Annotated in this window: 12 protein-coding genes, 2 riboswitches and 1 other annotated feature; of the genes, 9 read left to right on the top strand and 3 right to left on the bottom strand. The window is 35.7% G+C overall.

The window, feature by feature from the left end; all coding sequences use genetic code 11:
* The first annotated feature begins 5 nt into the window (after positions 1–5).
* Positions 6–257 (top strand) — a binding site (T-box leader).
* Positions 258–338: 81 nt separating this feature from the next.
* From MKY88_RS12425 to MKY88_RS12410, 4 genes are all read left to right on the top strand, one after another.
* On the top strand, positions 339–1,700 hold the full coding sequence (locus tag MKY88_RS12425; RefSeq protein WP_340813799.1) for an amino acid permease: 1,362 nt from the start codon (positions 339–341) through the stop codon (positions 1,698–1,700).
* Positions 1,701–1,975: 275 nt separating this feature from the next.
* Positions 1,976–2,644 (top strand): DNA alkylation repair protein, encoded by a 669-nt coding sequence (locus MKY88_RS12420; protein ID WP_069481494.1) that lies wholly within the window; start codon positions 1,976–1,978, stop codon positions 2,642–2,644.
* Between the two features lie 345 nt (positions 2,645–2,989).
* Positions 2,990–4,114, top strand: a complete 1,125-nt coding sequence (locus MKY88_RS12415) for an S-layer homology domain-containing protein (RefSeq protein ID WP_340813798.1) — start codon at positions 2,990–2,992, stop codon at positions 4,112–4,114.
* A gap of 303 nt (positions 4,115–4,417) precedes the next feature.
* Positions 4,418–6,574, top strand: a complete 2,157-nt coding sequence (locus MKY88_RS12410) for an ATP-dependent helicase (RefSeq protein ID WP_340813797.1) — start codon at positions 4,418–4,420, stop codon at positions 6,572–6,574.
* A 403-nt stretch (positions 6,575–6,977) separates the two neighbouring features.
* Here the strand turns inward: MKY88_RS12410 and MKY88_RS12405 are convergent, their stop codons facing one another.
* Positions 6,978–7,253, bottom strand: a complete 276-nt coding sequence (locus MKY88_RS12405; RefSeq protein ID WP_069481491.1) for a YqhV family protein — start codon at positions 7,251–7,253, stop codon at positions 6,978–6,980.
* A 911-nt stretch (positions 7,254–8,164) separates the two neighbouring features.
* Positions 8,165–8,419 carry a GlsB/YeaQ/YmgE family stress response membrane protein gene (locus MKY88_RS12400; protein WP_069481490.1) on the bottom strand — a complete coding sequence of 85 codons (255 nt, stop codon included), beginning with the start codon at positions 8,417–8,419 and terminating at the stop codon, positions 8,165–8,167.
* A gap of 481 nt (positions 8,420–8,900) precedes the next feature.
* On the opposite strand from MKY88_RS12400, the gene MKY88_RS12395 reads away from it, so the two are divergent.
* The 3 genes from MKY88_RS12395 (at position 8,901) to MKY88_RS12385 (ending at position 10,736) form a co-directional block, all read left to right on the top strand.
* Entirely contained in the window at positions 8,901–9,410 is a 510-nt protein-coding gene (locus MKY88_RS12395; RefSeq protein ID WP_328200736.1) for a MepB family protein, read from the top strand.
* Positions 9,411–9,583: 173 nt separating this feature from the next.
* Positions 9,584–9,721 carry a hypothetical protein gene (locus MKY88_RS12390; protein ID WP_328200737.1) on the top strand — a complete coding sequence of 46 codons (138 nt, stop codon included), beginning with the start codon at positions 9,584–9,586 and terminating at the stop codon, positions 9,719–9,721.
* A gap of 460 nt (positions 9,722–10,181) precedes the next feature.
* On the top strand, positions 10,182–10,736 hold the full coding sequence (locus MKY88_RS12385) for a DUF6241 domain-containing protein (RefSeq protein ID WP_328200738.1): 555 nt from the start codon (positions 10,182–10,184) through the stop codon (positions 10,734–10,736).
* A 568-nt stretch (positions 10,737–11,304) separates the two neighbouring features.
* On the opposite strand, the gene MKY88_RS12380 is transcribed toward MKY88_RS12385, so the two are convergent.
* Positions 11,305–11,451: a YrzI family small protein gene (locus MKY88_RS12380; RefSeq protein ID WP_193832088.1), complete on the bottom strand. Its 147-nt coding sequence runs from the start codon at positions 11,449–11,451 to the stop codon at positions 11,305–11,307.
* A gap of 551 nt (positions 11,452–12,002) precedes the next feature.
* A riboswitch (cobalamin riboswitch) is annotated at positions 12,003–12,181 on the top strand.
* Between the two features lie 283 nt (positions 12,182–12,464).
* Between MKY88_RS12380 and metE the strand changes: the two genes are divergently transcribed.
* Together metE and nikA are read left to right on the top strand one after the other, a co-directional pair.
* Positions 12,465–14,765, top strand: coding sequence for a 5-methyltetrahydropteroyltriglutamate--homocysteine S-methyltransferase (gene metE / locus MKY88_RS12375; protein WP_340813795.1), 2,301 nt, complete (start codon positions 12,465–12,467; stop codon positions 14,763–14,765).
* A gap of 130 nt (positions 14,766–14,895) precedes the next feature.
* Positions 14,896–15,088: riboswitch (cobalamin riboswitch) on the top strand.
* A 144-nt stretch (positions 15,089–15,232) separates the two neighbouring features.
* Positions 15,233–16,852 carry a nickel ABC transporter substrate-binding protein gene (gene nikA / locus MKY88_RS12370; RefSeq protein WP_340813794.1) on the top strand — a complete coding sequence of 540 codons (1,620 nt, stop codon included), beginning with the start codon at positions 15,233–15,235 and terminating at the stop codon, positions 16,850–16,852.
* Positions 16,853–16,919 lie beyond the last annotated feature (67 nt).

Below are 16,919 nucleotides of genomic sequence, written 5' to 3'. Positions count from 1 at the left end.
ATAGAACAAAGGCTATGAAAAGAAATAGTATCAATTATTTTTACGAACAGAAAGTTACCGGTTGATGAGAGGTGCATGTAAAACGATTGAGAATTCATCTTGGAGCTGTGTACCGAAAAGATCATTCTAAGTAGGCTACACCGGTAAGCACCCGTAATCATGTGCGAGAGTATCGTCAAATGACCGTACTTCTTAAGGTAAGTAATGTGAATTGCTTATAAATTAAAGGTGGTAACACGAGTTGAATCGTCCTTTTGGTTAATCCAAAAGGGCGTTTTTTTTTATTCCTTTTTTGAGCAAAGTATTTGAAAATCTAAATGTAATAGGAGTTAGACATTATGAAAGACAATCATCAAGATTCACAGCTAAAGCGCGGATTAAGTACTCGTCACATGCAATTAATTGCACTTGGCGGATCCATTGGGGTCGGTTTATTTTATGGCTCTAGTTCAACCATTCAAATGGCTGGGCCCTCTATTTTACTAGCTTATTTAATTGGCGGATTAGTTATTTTCACAATTATGCGTGCATTAGGCGAAATGGCAGTAGAGGAACCTGTATCAGGCTCGTTCAGTACGTACGCGAATAAGTATTTAGGACGCTTTGCTGGGTTCTTATCGGGTTGGACGTATTGGTTCATGTGGATTGTCGTTGGCATGGCAGAATTAACAGTAGTCGGTGTATACATTAACTACTGGTTCCCTGATATTCCACAATGGGTAACTGCCCTTGTAGTACTTGTTATGATGACGCTTGTAAACTTAGCAAATGTAAAAGCCTACGGAGAATTCGAATTCTGGTTTGCGATGATTAAAGTTGTTGCGATTATAGGTATGATCGTTCTAGGATTAGCCATTATTTTCTTCGGTGTTGGCAACCAAGGTGAAGCAATTGGCTTCGATAATTTATGGGCACATGGCGGTTTTATGCCAAATGGATTCCATGGTATTTTAATGTCATTAGTATTAGTTATGTTCTCATTCGGTGGAGTTGAATTAGTTGGTATTTCTGCAGGAGAAGCAAAAAATCCTAGCAAGTCAATTCCTTCAGCTATTAACAACATTGTTTGGCGTATTTTAATTTTCTATATTGGTGCATTAGGCGTTATGATGATTATTTATCCATGGAACGAAGTTGGTTCAGAAGGTAGCCCGTTTGTTCAAATTTTTGATTACGTCGGCATCCCTGCTGCTGCTCACATTATTAACTTTGTTGTCATTACAGCAGCAATGTCTGCATTTAATAGTGGTCTATACGGTTCAGGACGTATGCTACATAACTTATCAGTACAAAAAAATGGTCCAACATATTTCAAATCAGTAAGCAAAAACGGTAGTCCAAGTAGAGGGATTTTATTTTCTTCAGCAGTGTTACTAATGGCGGTTGTCTTAAACTATGTAGTACCTGAAAAAGTGTTCATCTATATTTCTGCTGTTGCAACTGTTGCAGTCATTACAAGTTGGATGATTATATTATTAGCACAATTGAAATTTAGAAAGTCAAAAACGAAAGAGGAAGTAGCCGAGCTGAAATTTAAAATTCCGCTTTATCCACTTTCTACGTATATTGCCATTGCATTCTTATTAATGGTGATTGTGCTAATGGCATTTATTCCAGATATGCGTATTGCGCTATATGTCGCACCAGTTTGGTTTTTAATCTTATTTGTTGGATACAAAGGTATAAATGTGAAAAAATAGTTAAATCATTTTAATTAACCGATATTTCCTTCAATGGGACGTAAATCGATTGGATACACCTAACTTAAGATTAATCATTTGTATGGTTTAGAAAACGTGAATGTCCCAAAAAGAAATCAAAGTCCAAGAAATGCTGTTAAACCAACATTTCTTGGACTTTTTCTATGAAAAAAGATAAACTTTGGAGGAACAGCACGGCCATAAAACTTATAACGAAATTAAGTTTTGGATATATCGTATTATGAAATAATGCTTTAATAAAGGAGCTGTATAAAATGGATGAACAAAAAGATACAGAAATAACACGCCCTTCAAAAGCAGAAAACATTCTATCTCAGATCAATAGTAAAACGAAGCTAGGCGACCTACGAAAAATCGCGAAGGACATAAAAAAAGACCATGAACTAGCTATGGAACTTTGGTCAACCAAAGAGTTTTTACCTAGACTATTAGCGATTTTAATTATGGACAAAAAATGTCTTTCACATGAAGTGTTAAATAAGCTTGATAAGGATATGCAGACTCACACTTTTGATGAGCGAAATAACTTAATGGATTGGTTAATGGCGAATCAGCTCACAAAAGACAAGAAGAAAATTGAGTTGATGGAGTCATGGGAGAATAGTCAATCAACTCTTCAAAGGCGAGCTTTCTGGTATTATCAAGGGCGATTGAGATGGACTGGGCAAATACCCCCTGATAATACTGCACACCTGCTATCTGCATTAGAAGCTAATATTATGCAGGAAGAACCGGAAGTACAGTGGGCTATGAATTTCACCGCAGGCTGGATAGGTGTTTATGATGAAAAGAATCGTGCACGTTGTATTAAACTTGGTGAGAAAACGGGTCTTTACAAAAATGAAAAAGTGGCAAAAGGATGTACGCCCAGCTATTTGCCAGAATTCATTACGATTGAAGTGAACAAACGACAAAACAATTAGTTACCTCTGAAAAATAAATTAGGCTTTCTTGCAAAATAATCCGGCGCTTTTCAGAACTAAGGAAAGCGTCTTTATGATAGTAATAATTTCTGCTTCTCCTCATATTCAAACAACTTTGCCCTCTAGAAAAGATTTCCTGAAATACTTTCTTTTTCGATTCGAAATGATCCTAGCATATAACCAAACAGTAGCTAATTAAACCTCCGTCAGACTTAATTGATATGAATTGTTTTTCTAGAAAATATTATACATTTCCATATTTTACTCTCTATTAATATTTGTAGCAGTCATGTAAACTACGTCTATTGGTAAAAATTTAATAGAAGAAAGTAGAGGCAACCACCAATGAAAGCACTTTATGTTTTTTTATCTTCCCTTGTATTTTTTGGATTTATTTGTGTTTCACCAGCAGCAGCAGCAGAAAAACCCATCGATTTATATTATTTGGATGATGTTGATTACGATCATTGGGCATACAATGAATTGGAACGCTTCCTGTATGCAGATATTATAGACGGATATGTGGAAACAGAATCGTTTGAGGAAGATGGGGAGAAATATGAATATACATACGTCTCTATAAAACCAAAAAACTCTATTACTCGTGCTGAATTCACGAAAATTTTAGTGAATTCGATGAATTTACGTGCAGGTGAAACAGTTAAATCGTTCCCTGATGTAAAACCGGCGAAATGGTATTACGAGTATGTGAAGGTTGCTAGTAGCCAAGGCATCATCAATGGTAAACCAGACGGTACTTTCCGACCGAATGATAAGATTACACGTAACGAAATGGCAGTCATGATTTACCGTGCATTTGAGTCAACGCTAGATTTTTCAGCAACAGGAAAAGTATTCCCGGATGTACCAAAGGGGAATTTTGCCTATGAAGCGGTTATGAAAACGGCAGCTTTAGGAATTATCAAAGGGTATGGAAATGTCTTCAAACCATACAATGATGCAACTCGAGCTGAAGCTATCGTGATGATTGACCGTGCCTTACATTTAGTGCCAGGAACAGATGAAGATCCAGCTGCAAGCATTCAAACAGTGGAACGTTACATTAAAGACGAGATGAAGTTTACTGAACAACAAGACGTAGAAGCATTAAAAGCCCTGTATCATGAAACGACAATGGGTTACCAACTAGCTTATTCACTTGATAGTATGGATTTGGCAGATATGATTGAAGAAGATCCAGATACTAAATTCACAATGGAACAGATTGGTGAACATGTGATCAATGCAGTTTCTGTAACTAATCATTTTGCTGAAGTTCGCATTGATAACCTAGTATATAAAATATCTATGACAGCTCCAGATATGTCTTTTAACATGAACATTGACTTATCAGGTACTGCTTATCTTAAGAAAAATGATGATGGTAAATGGAAAATTTATAACGTTGTTCTTGATGAAGATGACTCTGACCAAGATTGGAAAGAAACATTAGAAACTGAGATCAACTAAGAATAAAAAGCGGAAGGGATTTATCTCAAATCCGCTTTTTTTCTTAAATTAAATTAGTAATTTTTACTTTTACCTTTAATTGTTTTACTCCAAAAACGATTGCTTTTTGTTGGTGAAGTAAAGTCAATCTATATATATAAATGACGAACCGGAATTTCTTATTTCTATAAAGTGGATTTCGGTTTTTGTTGTGGATTAAGAACATGAAGTGGCGTTAATTGTGCTGCTTTCCTTTGCAGAATCCACATCATTGTATTCATTAGGTTATAATATAGTGTAGATTTTTTGAATGGAGCGATTGATATGAATGGAGCGCAAAAAGCATTTTTTGAGGAAAAGGAGCGTTCACTTGGCGTTCGTCTAAATGATGTGCAGACGCAGGCAGTGCTGCAAACAAATGGTCCGTTGCTACTATTAGCATCGCCTGGTTCAGGAAAAACGACGACGATTATTATGCGTATTGGGTATATGATTGAGGAGCTTGGTGTGAAACCTTCTCGCATAAAGGCTGTTACGTTTAGCAAGGCATCGGCAGGTGATATGAAGGCACGTTTTGCAAAGTTTTTCCCGCATTTGCCACCGGTTGATTTTTCGACGATTCATAGTTTAGCTTTTCAAGTTGTGCGGCAGACACTTGAACGTCAGGGCATTTCATACGGCATTATTGAAGAATCGGACAAGCCGGGTGTCGTTTCAAAAAAAAGAGTGCTTCGCGAAATTTTTGAACAATTAAATGGCACAAAAATTACCGAAGATCAGCTAGATGAGCTACTGACGTACATAACGTTTATCAAAAATAAAATGCTGCCAGAACAGGAATGGGAAATTGCAAATGTAAAGGTGCCAAAAAAAGTGCAGATTTTACAACGTTATGAGGAATATAAACGCACAGGTAGTGACCGTTTGTTAATTGATTTTGACGATATGCTATTAATGGCGAATGAAATTTTTACGAAAAACCGAGAAGTGCTGACACAATACCAACGCCGCTACGATTATTATTTTACGGATGAGAGTCAGGACACATCGACCGTCCAACATGAGATTATTGCGAAGCTCGTCGCAGTCCACCAAAATTTATGCGTCGTAGCGGATGAAGATCAGGCCATTTATAGCTGGCGCGGTGCAGACCCAGACTATTTGTTGGATTTCCAAAAGGTGTTTCCGGAGGCGCAAGTTTTACTTATGACACAAAACTATCGTTCATCAGCAACGATAGTAGAGCCAGCCAATATATTCATTCAGCGCAATAAAAAACGCTATAACAAACAAATGTTTACGGATAATCCTGCAGCAGAGCCAATCTCGTTTAAAATCCTAGAGAATTACCATTTACAGGCCAAATATTTAGTGGACCAGTTGAAAAATCTGTCTAAGCGTGGCTCAACGGCTATTTTATATCGAAATAATACGTCCGCTATTCCGATTATGGACGCGATTGACAGGGCAGGTTTGCCTTTCTATATGAAAGATTCCACCATTCGTTTTTTTACGCATTGGGTTGTGGAGGATATTATGAACTTCATGCGTCTAGCGTACAATACAAAAAACATCACTGTCTTTGAAAAAATTTACAGAAAAATGAATGCTTATATTACACCAGCGCAATTGAAGGCACTACAAAGGGTGCCGGAGGAATGCTGTGTGTTCACACAGTTGTTAGAGCATGTTGAGTTAAAGGATTATCAGCCAGAATATATTAAGCGAATTCGCAAAACGTATGATAGCATTCAATTTGATAGAACGACACCGACAGCTATGTTAGAGCATATTCGTTATGACTTTGGTTATGAGCGTACTTTAAAGAAAATGAGTGAGACTCTCGGTTTTAATTATGAAAATTTACTAGATATTGTGGATGTACTTGGTTTAATTGCGCGTCATACGCAGACGATGACCGAATTTGCAGGTCGTTTAAAGCAGCTTGAAAATTTAGCACGTTCGTCACATATAAAAAATGATTTGAATGCCATTACACTGACAACATTGCACAGTTCAAAAGGCTTAGAATTTGACCGTGTGTATTTAATTGACTTAATTGAGGGGATTTTACCTAGTGAGCAAGAAGAAGAAATTGAAGAAGAAACGCGGCTCTTTTATGTAGGGATCACGCGAGCGATTCGCCATTTGGAATTAATTTCGTATAGCAAGCGCTTTAAAACAAGTGTGGAGCCATCGATTTTCATGAAGGAGTTAAAAGAAATCATTTCACCGCAGGAAGTACCAAAGAAAGCGCAGAAAAGCCCGAGGAAAGCACTGAAGCAATATCACAATGAGCGGACAATTACAACCGAGTCAGCGTTAATCGTTGGCTCGAAAGTAATGCATGTGATTTTTGGAGAAGGGGAAATAGTAGCTGTTACAAGTAGCACGATTGAATTGTCATTTACAACAGGAAATAAGAAGTTTGTGACGGATACATGTTTACAGCAAGGTTATTTAGAAACGATGGAAGTGTAAATAAAGCTTTCTAGAGTTTTTCGAATGTACAGGCGTCCGCTCAGTCAGATCCATATCGAAACTTTATTAAAGTGGCGAGTAAATTGGTAAAGTACAAAACCAGATGACATTGTTGATGGTTATCACGTTAAAAGATGATCAGATGATTTTAATTAAAGTGTAGATATTATAATATGTCATCAATAGGGTAGATAAATGTAATGCTTGTAATAAAGTATTTAATAGGGTATGAATGGCATGTCTATTTGCTGTGAAGAAATAAATGGCTGTTTGTTTAGTAATCATGATAGAAAGTAAATATCATGTATTAAGATTTAAATAACATCTATTGTAAAACATACTGTTTGTAGGATTTTATTGTACTTGAATTACTTGCCTTTGTTATTTTTGGGATACTTTATTATTACTTAATATGAGAGCTTACTAGAATAAGTGTAATTCCCGTAAATAGGCAAACGATTCTCATTACAGGAATTTTATCAGCTAGTCCAAATAATGCAATTGCTGTCGTTACGATTAAAACAGTTGGACCAACCAAAGCAAGCATTGTATTAATATAGAAAGCTTTTTCTAAACTATTCAACTTTAGCATCAACAATCCAGCACTTACTTCAATACTTCCAGACAAAACCCGTAAAATAACCATAGCAAGAAGAGATTTATCAATAATAGTCATCATCCTTTTTTTAAATAATTTTCGCTTATATTAAAATTCCATCATTAGAATAGAATCATTTTAGACTTCTGTTTTAAAGAAATACTAAATCAATATATGTAGGATTCCTATCAAATATTCTTGTTATATAATGCTTTATAGTATTGCGTTAATAAGAGGTTTTCTAGATAAAAGAAATTATTAATAGAATCAGTTTGATAGATCCATTTTCTGTTTATATAGATTTTTATATAGGCACACATAATAATTCCACTAACATTCATTTGATTTACCTTTAAGTGAGGGAAGAAGCTAGAAGCTTAATTATTACACTACCAGACTATTTACTAGAAGAAATAAAGTATAGAAAAGATCTTTTGAAAAATCTGTAATGAAACAAATTTATATTCAAGAAGTTTGGTGTAAGGGTAATAAATCATGTAATTAGGACAGAAGATGAAATTAAATAAACTCTTTTAAGGAAGCCTAAAAATGGAGGAATTAATTAAATGTATATTGTGCCTATCGGCCTTTTTATAATTTTCCTTATTTCAACGACCTCGGGACTACTTTTAATTTTTAAGCTGAAAAACAAAAATAAATATAACATTGCTAATGGAACTATTGCTTTAGGGACTGGAATTTTTGCTTTAATAGCCTGCATATTTTTCTTGTTTTAGCGGAATTTGATTTCCTTCTTTAATTGCGAACACAATCTTGATATTCAACAATTGGGTGCTATTGTTGAATAAGCCGTTCTGTTCCTTGAATTTACGGAGCCAAGGATGGTAAGTAAATAAGAACAAAGTAAAAGCGGTCCTCCACAGATTAGATTGTGGAAGGCCGCCTTTTTAGTATTCGTACAGTCACCATTTATTGTTGGTTACGTCTGATTCATTTGACCGTATAGAAATTAACTAAAAGATCAATTTAGCTTACGCAGCTTGACGCAATGATTTCATAATTAAGCTCACAATGAAAACTAGTATAATTGCTCCAATGAGAGCAGGGAAGATATAAAAATCAGAAATTTTAGGACCCCAACTTCCAAGAAGCATACCACCAATCCATGCACCGATAATACCTGCGATAATATTACCAATAATTCCACCTGGGATATCTTTTCCTAAAATTATTCCTGCAAGCCAACCGATAACCCCGCCAATTATTAAAAACCAAATGAAACTCATACTAACCATCTCCTATTTTGTATTTTAAATATTTCGCTATAGTGTTATATAACCTTTTTTAAACCCCTTCAAACTATATAGAGAAAAAAATTATAATTAGTGGAAGTTTAAAAGAAGTTAACGGACATTGTTCTAATGTGTTTGTATATGACAAAGTTATCTATGATCTGTAGCGAAAGGAGATTTCTTATTAAGCTAAAGGGTGCTTCGGATTAAGAAAGAGGGTTACTATGGTAACACTCTTTTTCTTTTTTTAATCTCGTCCTAATTTTAGAAACATTGTGTAGAGATAATTGGTAATCAAGGTTTTATAACGTATACAAAAATAAACCCTAATTCAAAAGAGGTATTATTTACTTGAGCAGATTGTCCAGTAAATCCAAATGAAGAAACAAATGAAATAAAGTTTTTTATAAGTAATTAAGGTTACAAGTCCACAGATGATATACTGGTATTCGTAGTAAAAGAAAAGGGGAAAACTATGAATGAATTTAATAGAACATTAACATATGTAAATGAATTACTTTATGAGCCTAATCATTTAACTATAAAAAACATCCGAGAGGAAACTCAAAATTCTGATTATGGAGCTGGGATATTTCAGTTAAACTCTAAATCCGTTAGATTTAGAGTTGCAAAAATAACACCCACCAAGGTAGGGCAGTTTGTTTCCTTTTGGGAAAAGGATGAAGCTAATAAAAATCAAGCATTCTCCTATGATAATGCCACTGATTTACTAGTAATAAACACTTTTAATAATAATGGTGATTTTGGCCAATTTGTTTTTCCAAAAGAAGTTCTTATAAAGCAAAACATTCTTAGAACTGCTAATACAAAGGGGAAAATGGCTATTAGAGTTTATCCTAGTTGGGATACACCTACCAGCAAACAAGCAATAGCAACTAAAAAGTGGCAATCACCATATTTTATTAAAGTGGACGCTACTACTCGTTTATCAAAACATGAACTATTAAAATTATACTCCTTTTAAATTTAGATATCATTAACTACGCCATTCAAATATTTATTGTACATTTCAAGGACATAGTAGCTTATTCCATAATCATGTTCTTGAATTGCGGAAAGTGCCTTTTTAGATTAATTAGAGGTCGAAACTTTCGGTGGTTGAATATCCTTTAATGAAAAAGCCCTTCATGGGTGGCTGTGAGTTTATTAGGGCAACTGTTAGTCCGAAATGACGGAACATGTAAACCAGGAAAATATTGCATGCCGAATCGTGAAGGAATTGCTACAGCTTCCAATGAAGGTTATCGAGTGATGAAACGTACTGGACCAAATTAGATTTTGGTTATGTTTAAATAGAAACTTATAAGGCTATTTAAAGTTGTGGTTAAATTTCTATTTTAATGTCAAAGTCTATAATTAGGCATTACCCTGGATGGGTCCTACACTCCTAAAGTTAGAGTCGAAAAGCTAACTTTAGGAGTGTTTTTAGTGGCGAAATGAAATACGACAATCATGCGCATCATTTAATTGGAGTATATGCTCTTGTTTTATCAATCCTAAATTTTTTTATTCTATAAAATTCTTTATTTGAATTGTAATATGTAAATTTAAGGAATTATTTTAGGTTTATTCCTGACGATAAAAGCCCAGAAAGGAATATGAAAATCGTCTTATTATTGTTATATTTAGTGATTATTGGTATTCTAATGGCAGGTCTTATTGGAATTAATTAAATAAAAAAAATTACAAACATATTTTAAAAGTTCCTTTTTCAAGTATAAGGGGGGGAAATAACATGAAGAGAAAAACAAAGTCAGCTATCGTTATCATTGCGATAGTAGCAGCTATGGGAGGAATTTTTGGTTACATCAAATTCAATAACCAAATAGATAAACCTACTCCAGAAAGAGAAAAAGCAACCGCTGAATATGTCGAAATAGCATTTGAAGATACCACTGTTCCTGATGAAAAAGAACAGGTCCCATATCCTGACAACTTAGAAGAATATAAAATGAGAAACATCATACACAACATGTCCCACCAAAAAGTCAAAACTAACGATGACAATAAAGTGGGAAATACACAAATAACACAAGCCAAAGTAGATCGATTGTTAGAAATAGCAAAACTCAATATAAAAAATTACGACAATGGCGATGTATATATGAAAATTTTGGAGAGATGGTCGGTAGACGATTTTTCAAACGCAGTTGAAGATCATAACGAAATTTGGGAGATGCAAGATGGTGAGGTTGGTAAAGCAATTCGCTTGTTGACGTCCGAGGAAGAACAAGCTCATATTAAATTTTATTTTACAATACCATTAAAACCAGAAAATAGTGCTCAATAATGAGCACTATTTTTTATTTGTTTGCTATTTATCAGTCGGTTAATCTAACCCATACTGAATGTGGACTAATAACTGAAAGTTATGTAGAAAGTAACCAAAAAAATTTAAGGGGACACTTTGGATGTTCTTCAAGTAACGAGGTGCTTTACTTTAACAAACAAAAGACAAATCACCGACTTGATATTCAACAATTGGGCGCTGTTTTTGAGCTACATGGATGGCTGACGGGGCAGAATAATGAAATTAATAAATTTGCAAATTCAATTTTAGTATCGAGGAATTACGCTTTTTAGAATTAGTTTTTCCTACTATTGTAATACCGCATTTTCTTAAAGTACATCAAGTTGTATGAAGATCGCTTAAAAAAGTGCATAATACCTCCTGAAGCAACCCGTCCTAGATTAGAACGGGTTAGCTTTACGGAGATTATAATATTAAATAGCTGTATTGCCACTTTATATTACTTCATCTGGTGGTTGTGTCTTTCTCCAGCCATAAAACTGCATGACGTCTTTTGATCATATAAATCATTTCAATTCCCACCTTTCATATTTTTTAATTAACCAAATTAATATTGACGAATACGAATGTAATTTTCTACTTTTCTTCGGTTCTCTTCAAAGATTTTTTTCACATTTTCATTATGAAGTGCTTGCTCAAGAGAGATCTCACGTTTCGTAATAGTTATCGTGAGAACAAAAAAGTTTAATATCATATTATCACCTCCTTAAATTGCCATGAAAAATGAAAAAAACCGTAGAGAGACTCCCCTACGGTTAAAAAAGGCACAAAAATACCGCAGGGGCACACTTCTCCCTGCGGTATGGGCATGCTTAATTACAAAAAAACCTTAAGCGATCCATTCCGATCTGGTCGAATGTGTGATTTTCATTTTTACTGAAGTTGTAGCTACCAATGACATCAATTTAACGATAACGAACATTTCATTCGACCTCCTTAAGAATTTTTGTTTACTTTGTAAGTATAACTATATTTAAGTTGTTTGTAAACATCTTTTACTAAGATTTCCTGATTGTGTTAATGACTAATAGAACTCTTTGCTGCTTTACATTGTTAGTTACCTGATTTTTTTCGGAGTAGCAAATAGAAGATATAGAAGCCTTAAGGCCAACAAACATAATTAAGGTATTATCACTAAGGGTAAGGGCCAGATGGTTTACAATTAAAAACAGAGTAAATAGATAAATTTTTATGTAAAAACAATTTCTACTATTCTGAAATATATGTTATAGTAGGGGCATAACTGAATATAGTGTAAGAAATGGTGCCAGATGAAAGTCTGGCTTAAAAGGGAAGTCGGTGCAAATCCGACGCTGTCCCGCAACTGTAATTCGGAGCAAATCACAAATGCCACTGGGAAACCGGGAAGGCTGTGAGGCGTGTTGATGAGAAGCCAGGAGACCTGCCAATTTCTAGTACACACCAAATACCTACGTGGAAATAGGTGGTGAATAGTGACTAAACAGGCACTGTGCGATAACAAATGATTTTAAACGAAAGTTCTATTTTTTCGTATTGTTTTTGTATTAATAATTTTACCATGCAGCCATTTTCCGAGAAGGAGAATGGCTTTTTTTCATGCTGTTATTCTGTATTCGAAAGCAAAGTCCACTGGTTTTCATATAGAGCCACTGAATCTAGCATGGGATGACACAAATTTGTAAGAGCAAGTAACCATAAACTTTATTGATGAAAGGGAGATTAAATATGACTTATACAAGTACACTCATTGGCTATCCATATATCGGAGATGATCGCGAATGGAAGAAGGCGTTAGAAGCATTTTGGCGTCAAGAACGAACGGAAGAGGATTTTCAGGCAATCCTAAAAAGTATTCGGTTATCGCGGATTGAAAAGCAGCTACAACTTGGCATCGATATGGTGACAGTGGGAGATTTCACACTATACGATAGAATGTTGGATACAGCCTTAATGTTTGGCTTAGTACCCAAGCGCTTTAACTGGCAAGGTGGAAGGGTAGATTTACATACCTACTACAGTGTAGCGAGAGGAAATCATTCAGCAGTAGCTAGTGAAATGACCAAATGGTTTAATACCAACTATCACTACATTGTTCCTGAATATGAAGGGCAACCGTTGCAACTAACAGAAAATAAGGTATTGGCCGACTTTTTAGAGGCAAAAGAAGCGTTCAGAATTATTGCGAAGCCGACACTTATTGGCCCCTATACATTTTATAAGCTAACTAAGGGCTACAATAAATTAACACAGGTTGAATATTTATTAGCCCTATTACCTCTCTATGCTCAGATTATTCAAGAATTAGTAGACGCAGGTGCCGAGTGGATTCAATTAGAAGAGCCTTCTTTAGTGACGACACTTGACTCTGCAGAACGGAAGCTAGTACAAGAAATCTATGCTCAATTAACGACAACCGTTCCAGCAGCAAAACTAATGCTACAAACATATTTTGAAGCATTATGCTCCTATGAAACATTGATTTCATTGCCTGTCCAAGGATTTGGTTTAGATTTCGTACATGGCTATAAAGGGAATATGGAGTCACTTCGACAATTTGGTTTCCCTCAAGATAAAGTTTTAGCCATTGGAATTGTTAATGGTCGTGATATATGGCGTTCAAATTTAGCGGAAGCTAACGCCACGATTCAAGCTATTGAAAAGCTCTGTGATGCTAAGGAATTGTGGATTCAACCTTCAAGTAACCTTCAACATGTACCAATATCTACTTCACTTGAAAAGAAGAAGCTGGACCCTGTTCTCAAACAAGCACTGGCGTTTGCTGATGAAAAAATCGAAGAAATTATTGACCTCACTAAATATAGAAAAAATCAAGACGGAACGCTACGTCATAATTTCTCAGCAAGTATGAAGGCCATTGAAGCACTAAAAAATCATCCAATTCGTCAAAACAAAATGATCCAGCAAGCCGCTCAATCCGTATCAACAAAGGATTTTGAGCGACATAGTGATTTTAGTCAACGTCAAAAAATACAGCAGCAGGCGTTAGGACTACCCCTATTCCCAACAACGACAATTGGCAGCTTCCCTCAATCTGATGAGGTGAAGAGAAATCGTAATGCTTGGCGAAAGAAACAATTGTCGAATGAAGACTATGAAGCATTTATTGAACTGGAAACAAAGCGCTGGATTCACTTGCAGGAGGATCTTGATATAGATGTACTGGTTCATGGAGAATTTGAACGGACAGACATGGTTGAATATTTCGGTGAGAAATTGACGGGCTTTGCCTTTACTGAAAAAGCATGGGTTGTTTCGTATGGCTCTCGCTGTGTGAAGCCTCCAATTATTTATGGAGATGTTGCATGGTCTTCTTCCATTACTGTGAAAGAGTCTGCGTATGCCCAAAGCTTAACGAAGCGCTTTGTCAAAGGGATGCTGACGGGGCCAGTGACCATTTTAAATTGGTCCTTTGTACGCAATGATATTTCTCGAAAAGATGTGGCTTATCAAATTGCATTAGCACTTCGCACGGAAGTGGAAGCACTAGAATCGGCTGGCATCTCCATTATTCAAGTGGATGAACCAGCACTCCGTGAAGGGTTACCTCTTCGTAAAGAAGAATGGGGGGCTTACTTAGACTGGGCGGTCAATGCCTTCAAACTTGCTACATCGAGTGTTAAAGATGAAACACAAATTCATACACATATGTGTTACTGCGAATTTAACGATTTCATCGAACCTATTAGCGCGCTAGATGCTGATGTGATTTCCATTGAAACATCACGCAGCCATGGAGAGCTTATTTCTTCCCTTCAAGTAAATCCTTATACAAAAGGAATCGGATTAGGTGTTTACGATATTCATAGCCCACGTGTGCCGAGTGAAGGCGAAATGTTAGCCATCATGAGAGATAGCTTACAAGTTCTTGACAAGCATCAATTTTGGGTTAATCCTGACTGTGGCTTAAAAACAAGGAAAGAGCCAGAAACAATCGCGGCTTTAGCTAATATGGTAGGCGCTACTAAAATATTGCGTCAGGAGGTGAAGGAATCTATATCAAGATAACGAAAACAACATAATAAAAAGAGTTAAATAAAGATCAGGTTATCTACCTGGTCTTTTTGTATAGAGGTTTTATTATATTCAGAAAATAAAATTGACGTGAACATTTCAGCATGGTATGTTTATTACTAATTTCAAATATTGCATTACAAGTTTGAATGAAATTATTTTTCATTCAATTAAAAGGAAAATGGGTGTAAATCCCATGCTGTCCCGCAGCTGTAAATGAGGAGTTTTGTTTCGATTACCACTGAGTTCTTTCTTGGAAAGGTGAAGCAAAATGATGATTCATAAGCCAGAATGCCTGCTTGTAAGAAGATTCATTGATGATCTACGAAAGATAGGGAGATGGATGGAAGCTTACGTATTGTAGGTTTATCTGTCCTTATTCTAGTAGAATAAGGTTTTTTTATGCCTTCTTTCTATTCAATTTGTAGATATGAACAGGGAATAGAGATAGGAGACAAAAGATGAGATGGACGAAGTATTTACTGCCTTTCATGCTTGTTTTGACCTTGAGCTTTCTAGCAGGTTGTACAAGCTCGGAAAAGGACAAAGGAAATTTAGCATCAACAGAACAGACAGATGAAAAAATGATTACCATTGGATGGCCATTAGATGTAGGTCCATTAAATCCCCATACATATTTACCAAATCAGATGACTGCTCAAGCCATGGTTTATGAATCTTTAGTGGAGTATAACGATGAAGGGACAATTACCCCAAAGCTAGCAGAAAGTTGGGACATCTCAGAGGATAAAACTACCTATACGTTCCATTTACGCAAAGATGTTAACTATTCGGATGGGACTGCCTTTAATGCTGATAATGTGATTCGCAACTTTGATGCGGTATTAGCGAATCGTGACATGCATTCTTGGATGGGTATGGTCAACCATATTAAAGAGGTCGTCAAAGTAGATGAATCAACAATACGGTTGCAATTAGATAAACCATATTACCCTGTGTTAAACGAATTAGCCTTTGTCAGACCATTTCGTTTTTTAGGGGATAATGGCTTCCCGAACGGTGATGCGACAAATGATTCCATTCAATCAGCTATTGGCACAGGACCATGGGTATTAGCCGACTATAAAAAAGATGAATTTGCTGTATTTAGCCGTAACGAACATTATTGGGGTGAAAAACCTCTCGTAGATAAAATAAAGGTTAAGATCATTCCAGATTCGGAATCCCTTTCGTTAGCCTTTGAAAATGAAGAATTAGATGTCATTTATGGTCGAGGGATTATTAGTTTAGATAACTATACGTACTTAAGAGATAGTGGCAAATATAAAACAGCTACATCTGAGCCGTTGTCTACGAAAGCATTACTGTTCAATACTCAGTCTGGACCGTTAGCTGAGCTAAAGGTTCGACAAGCTATTCAGTATGCTATCAATAAAGAACAAATGGTAGATAGTATTACACATGGTACAGAAAAAGTGGCAAACACGCTATTTTGGGATGCCATTCCTTATGCCAATATTGATTTAGCACCTATTTTATATAATCCTGAAAAGGCGCAGAAATTGCTAGATGAAGCGGGCTGGACGCTAGAGAAGGGTGAGAAAATTCGTTCGAAAAATGGTCAACCCCTTACATTAGATTTAATCTATATTGCTACTGATGCCATTCAAAAACCTATGGCAGAGTTAATGCAAGGCGAGCTAGCAAAAATAGGGGTACAGTTAAATATTGAAGGCGCTGATGTTATGGTTGGTCTGCAAAAATTAATGGATGATCAGGTTGATATTAACTTCTGGCGAACAAATGGACCGCCAACTGATCCACATAGCTTTGCAAATGAATCAGCTACACCAAATGCTAGTGGTGTATATGAAGCAAAATTAGGCTTACCAAATGCTCAAGAGATCGATACTAACATACATCAATTATTAGTTGGTACCAATGAAGAAGAACGCGTGCAGCTTTACACGGATATTTTAACAATTTTCCACGATCAAGCATTATTCTATCCAATATCGTATGAAACGAATAATGTTATTTATCAACCATATATGAAGGATTTTGCACCACGTGCTTCTGAGTATGACATTCCATATGCACAAATGGATAAAGAAAACTAAGTATGAAAGAGAGAGTGTGTCGAACCATGACAACTCTCTTTTTATCATAGGATGGAATAGGAAGTGA

This window comes from Lysinibacillus sp. FSL R7-0073 (genome assembly GCF_038009065.1).
Classification (GTDB): domain Bacteria; phylum Bacillota; class Bacilli; order Bacillales_A; family Planococcaceae; genus Lysinibacillus; species Lysinibacillus fusiformis.
Note: the sequence above shows the minus strand (reverse complement) of the source record. Positions and strands in the feature narration are given on the sequence as shown.

Bases quoted from the DNA above. Each gene is read 5' to 3' on its own strand.
- MKY88_RS12395 (WP_328200736.1), top strand. From the start codon at position 8,901: ATGAATGAATTTAATAGAACATTAACATATGTAAATGAATTACTTTAT.
- MKY88_RS12400 (WP_069481490.1), bottom strand. From the start codon at position 8,419: ATGAGTTTCATTTGGTTTTTAATAATTGGCGGGGTTATCGGTTGGCTT.
- nikA (WP_340813794.1), top strand. From the start codon at position 15,233: ATGAGATGGACGAAGTATTTACTGCCTTTCATGCTTGTTTTGACCTTG.
- MKY88_RS12380 (WP_193832088.1), bottom strand. From the start codon at position 11,451: ATGATATTAAACTTTTTTGTTCTCACGATAACTATTACGAAACGTGAG.
- MKY88_RS12410 (WP_340813797.1), top strand. From the start codon at position 4,418: ATGAATGGAGCGCAAAAAGCATTTTTTGAGGAAAAGGAGCGTTCACTT.
- MKY88_RS12425 (WP_340813799.1), top strand. From the start codon at position 339: ATGAAAGACAATCATCAAGATTCACAGCTAAAGCGCGGATTAAGTACT.
- metE (WP_340813795.1), top strand. From the start codon at position 12,465: ATGACTTATACAAGTACACTCATTGGCTATCCATATATCGGAGATGAT.
- MKY88_RS12420 (WP_069481494.1), top strand. From the start codon at position 1,976: ATGGATGAACAAAAAGATACAGAAATAACACGCCCTTCAAAAGCAGAA.
- MKY88_RS12405 (WP_069481491.1), bottom strand. From the start codon at position 7,253: ATGATGACTATTATTGATAAATCTCTTCTTGCTATGGTTATTTTACGG.
- MKY88_RS12385 (WP_328200738.1), top strand. From the start codon at position 10,182: ATGAAGAGAAAAACAAAGTCAGCTATCGTTATCATTGCGATAGTAGCA.
- MKY88_RS12415 (WP_340813798.1), top strand. From the start codon at position 2,990: ATGAAAGCACTTTATGTTTTTTTATCTTCCCTTGTATTTTTTGGATTT.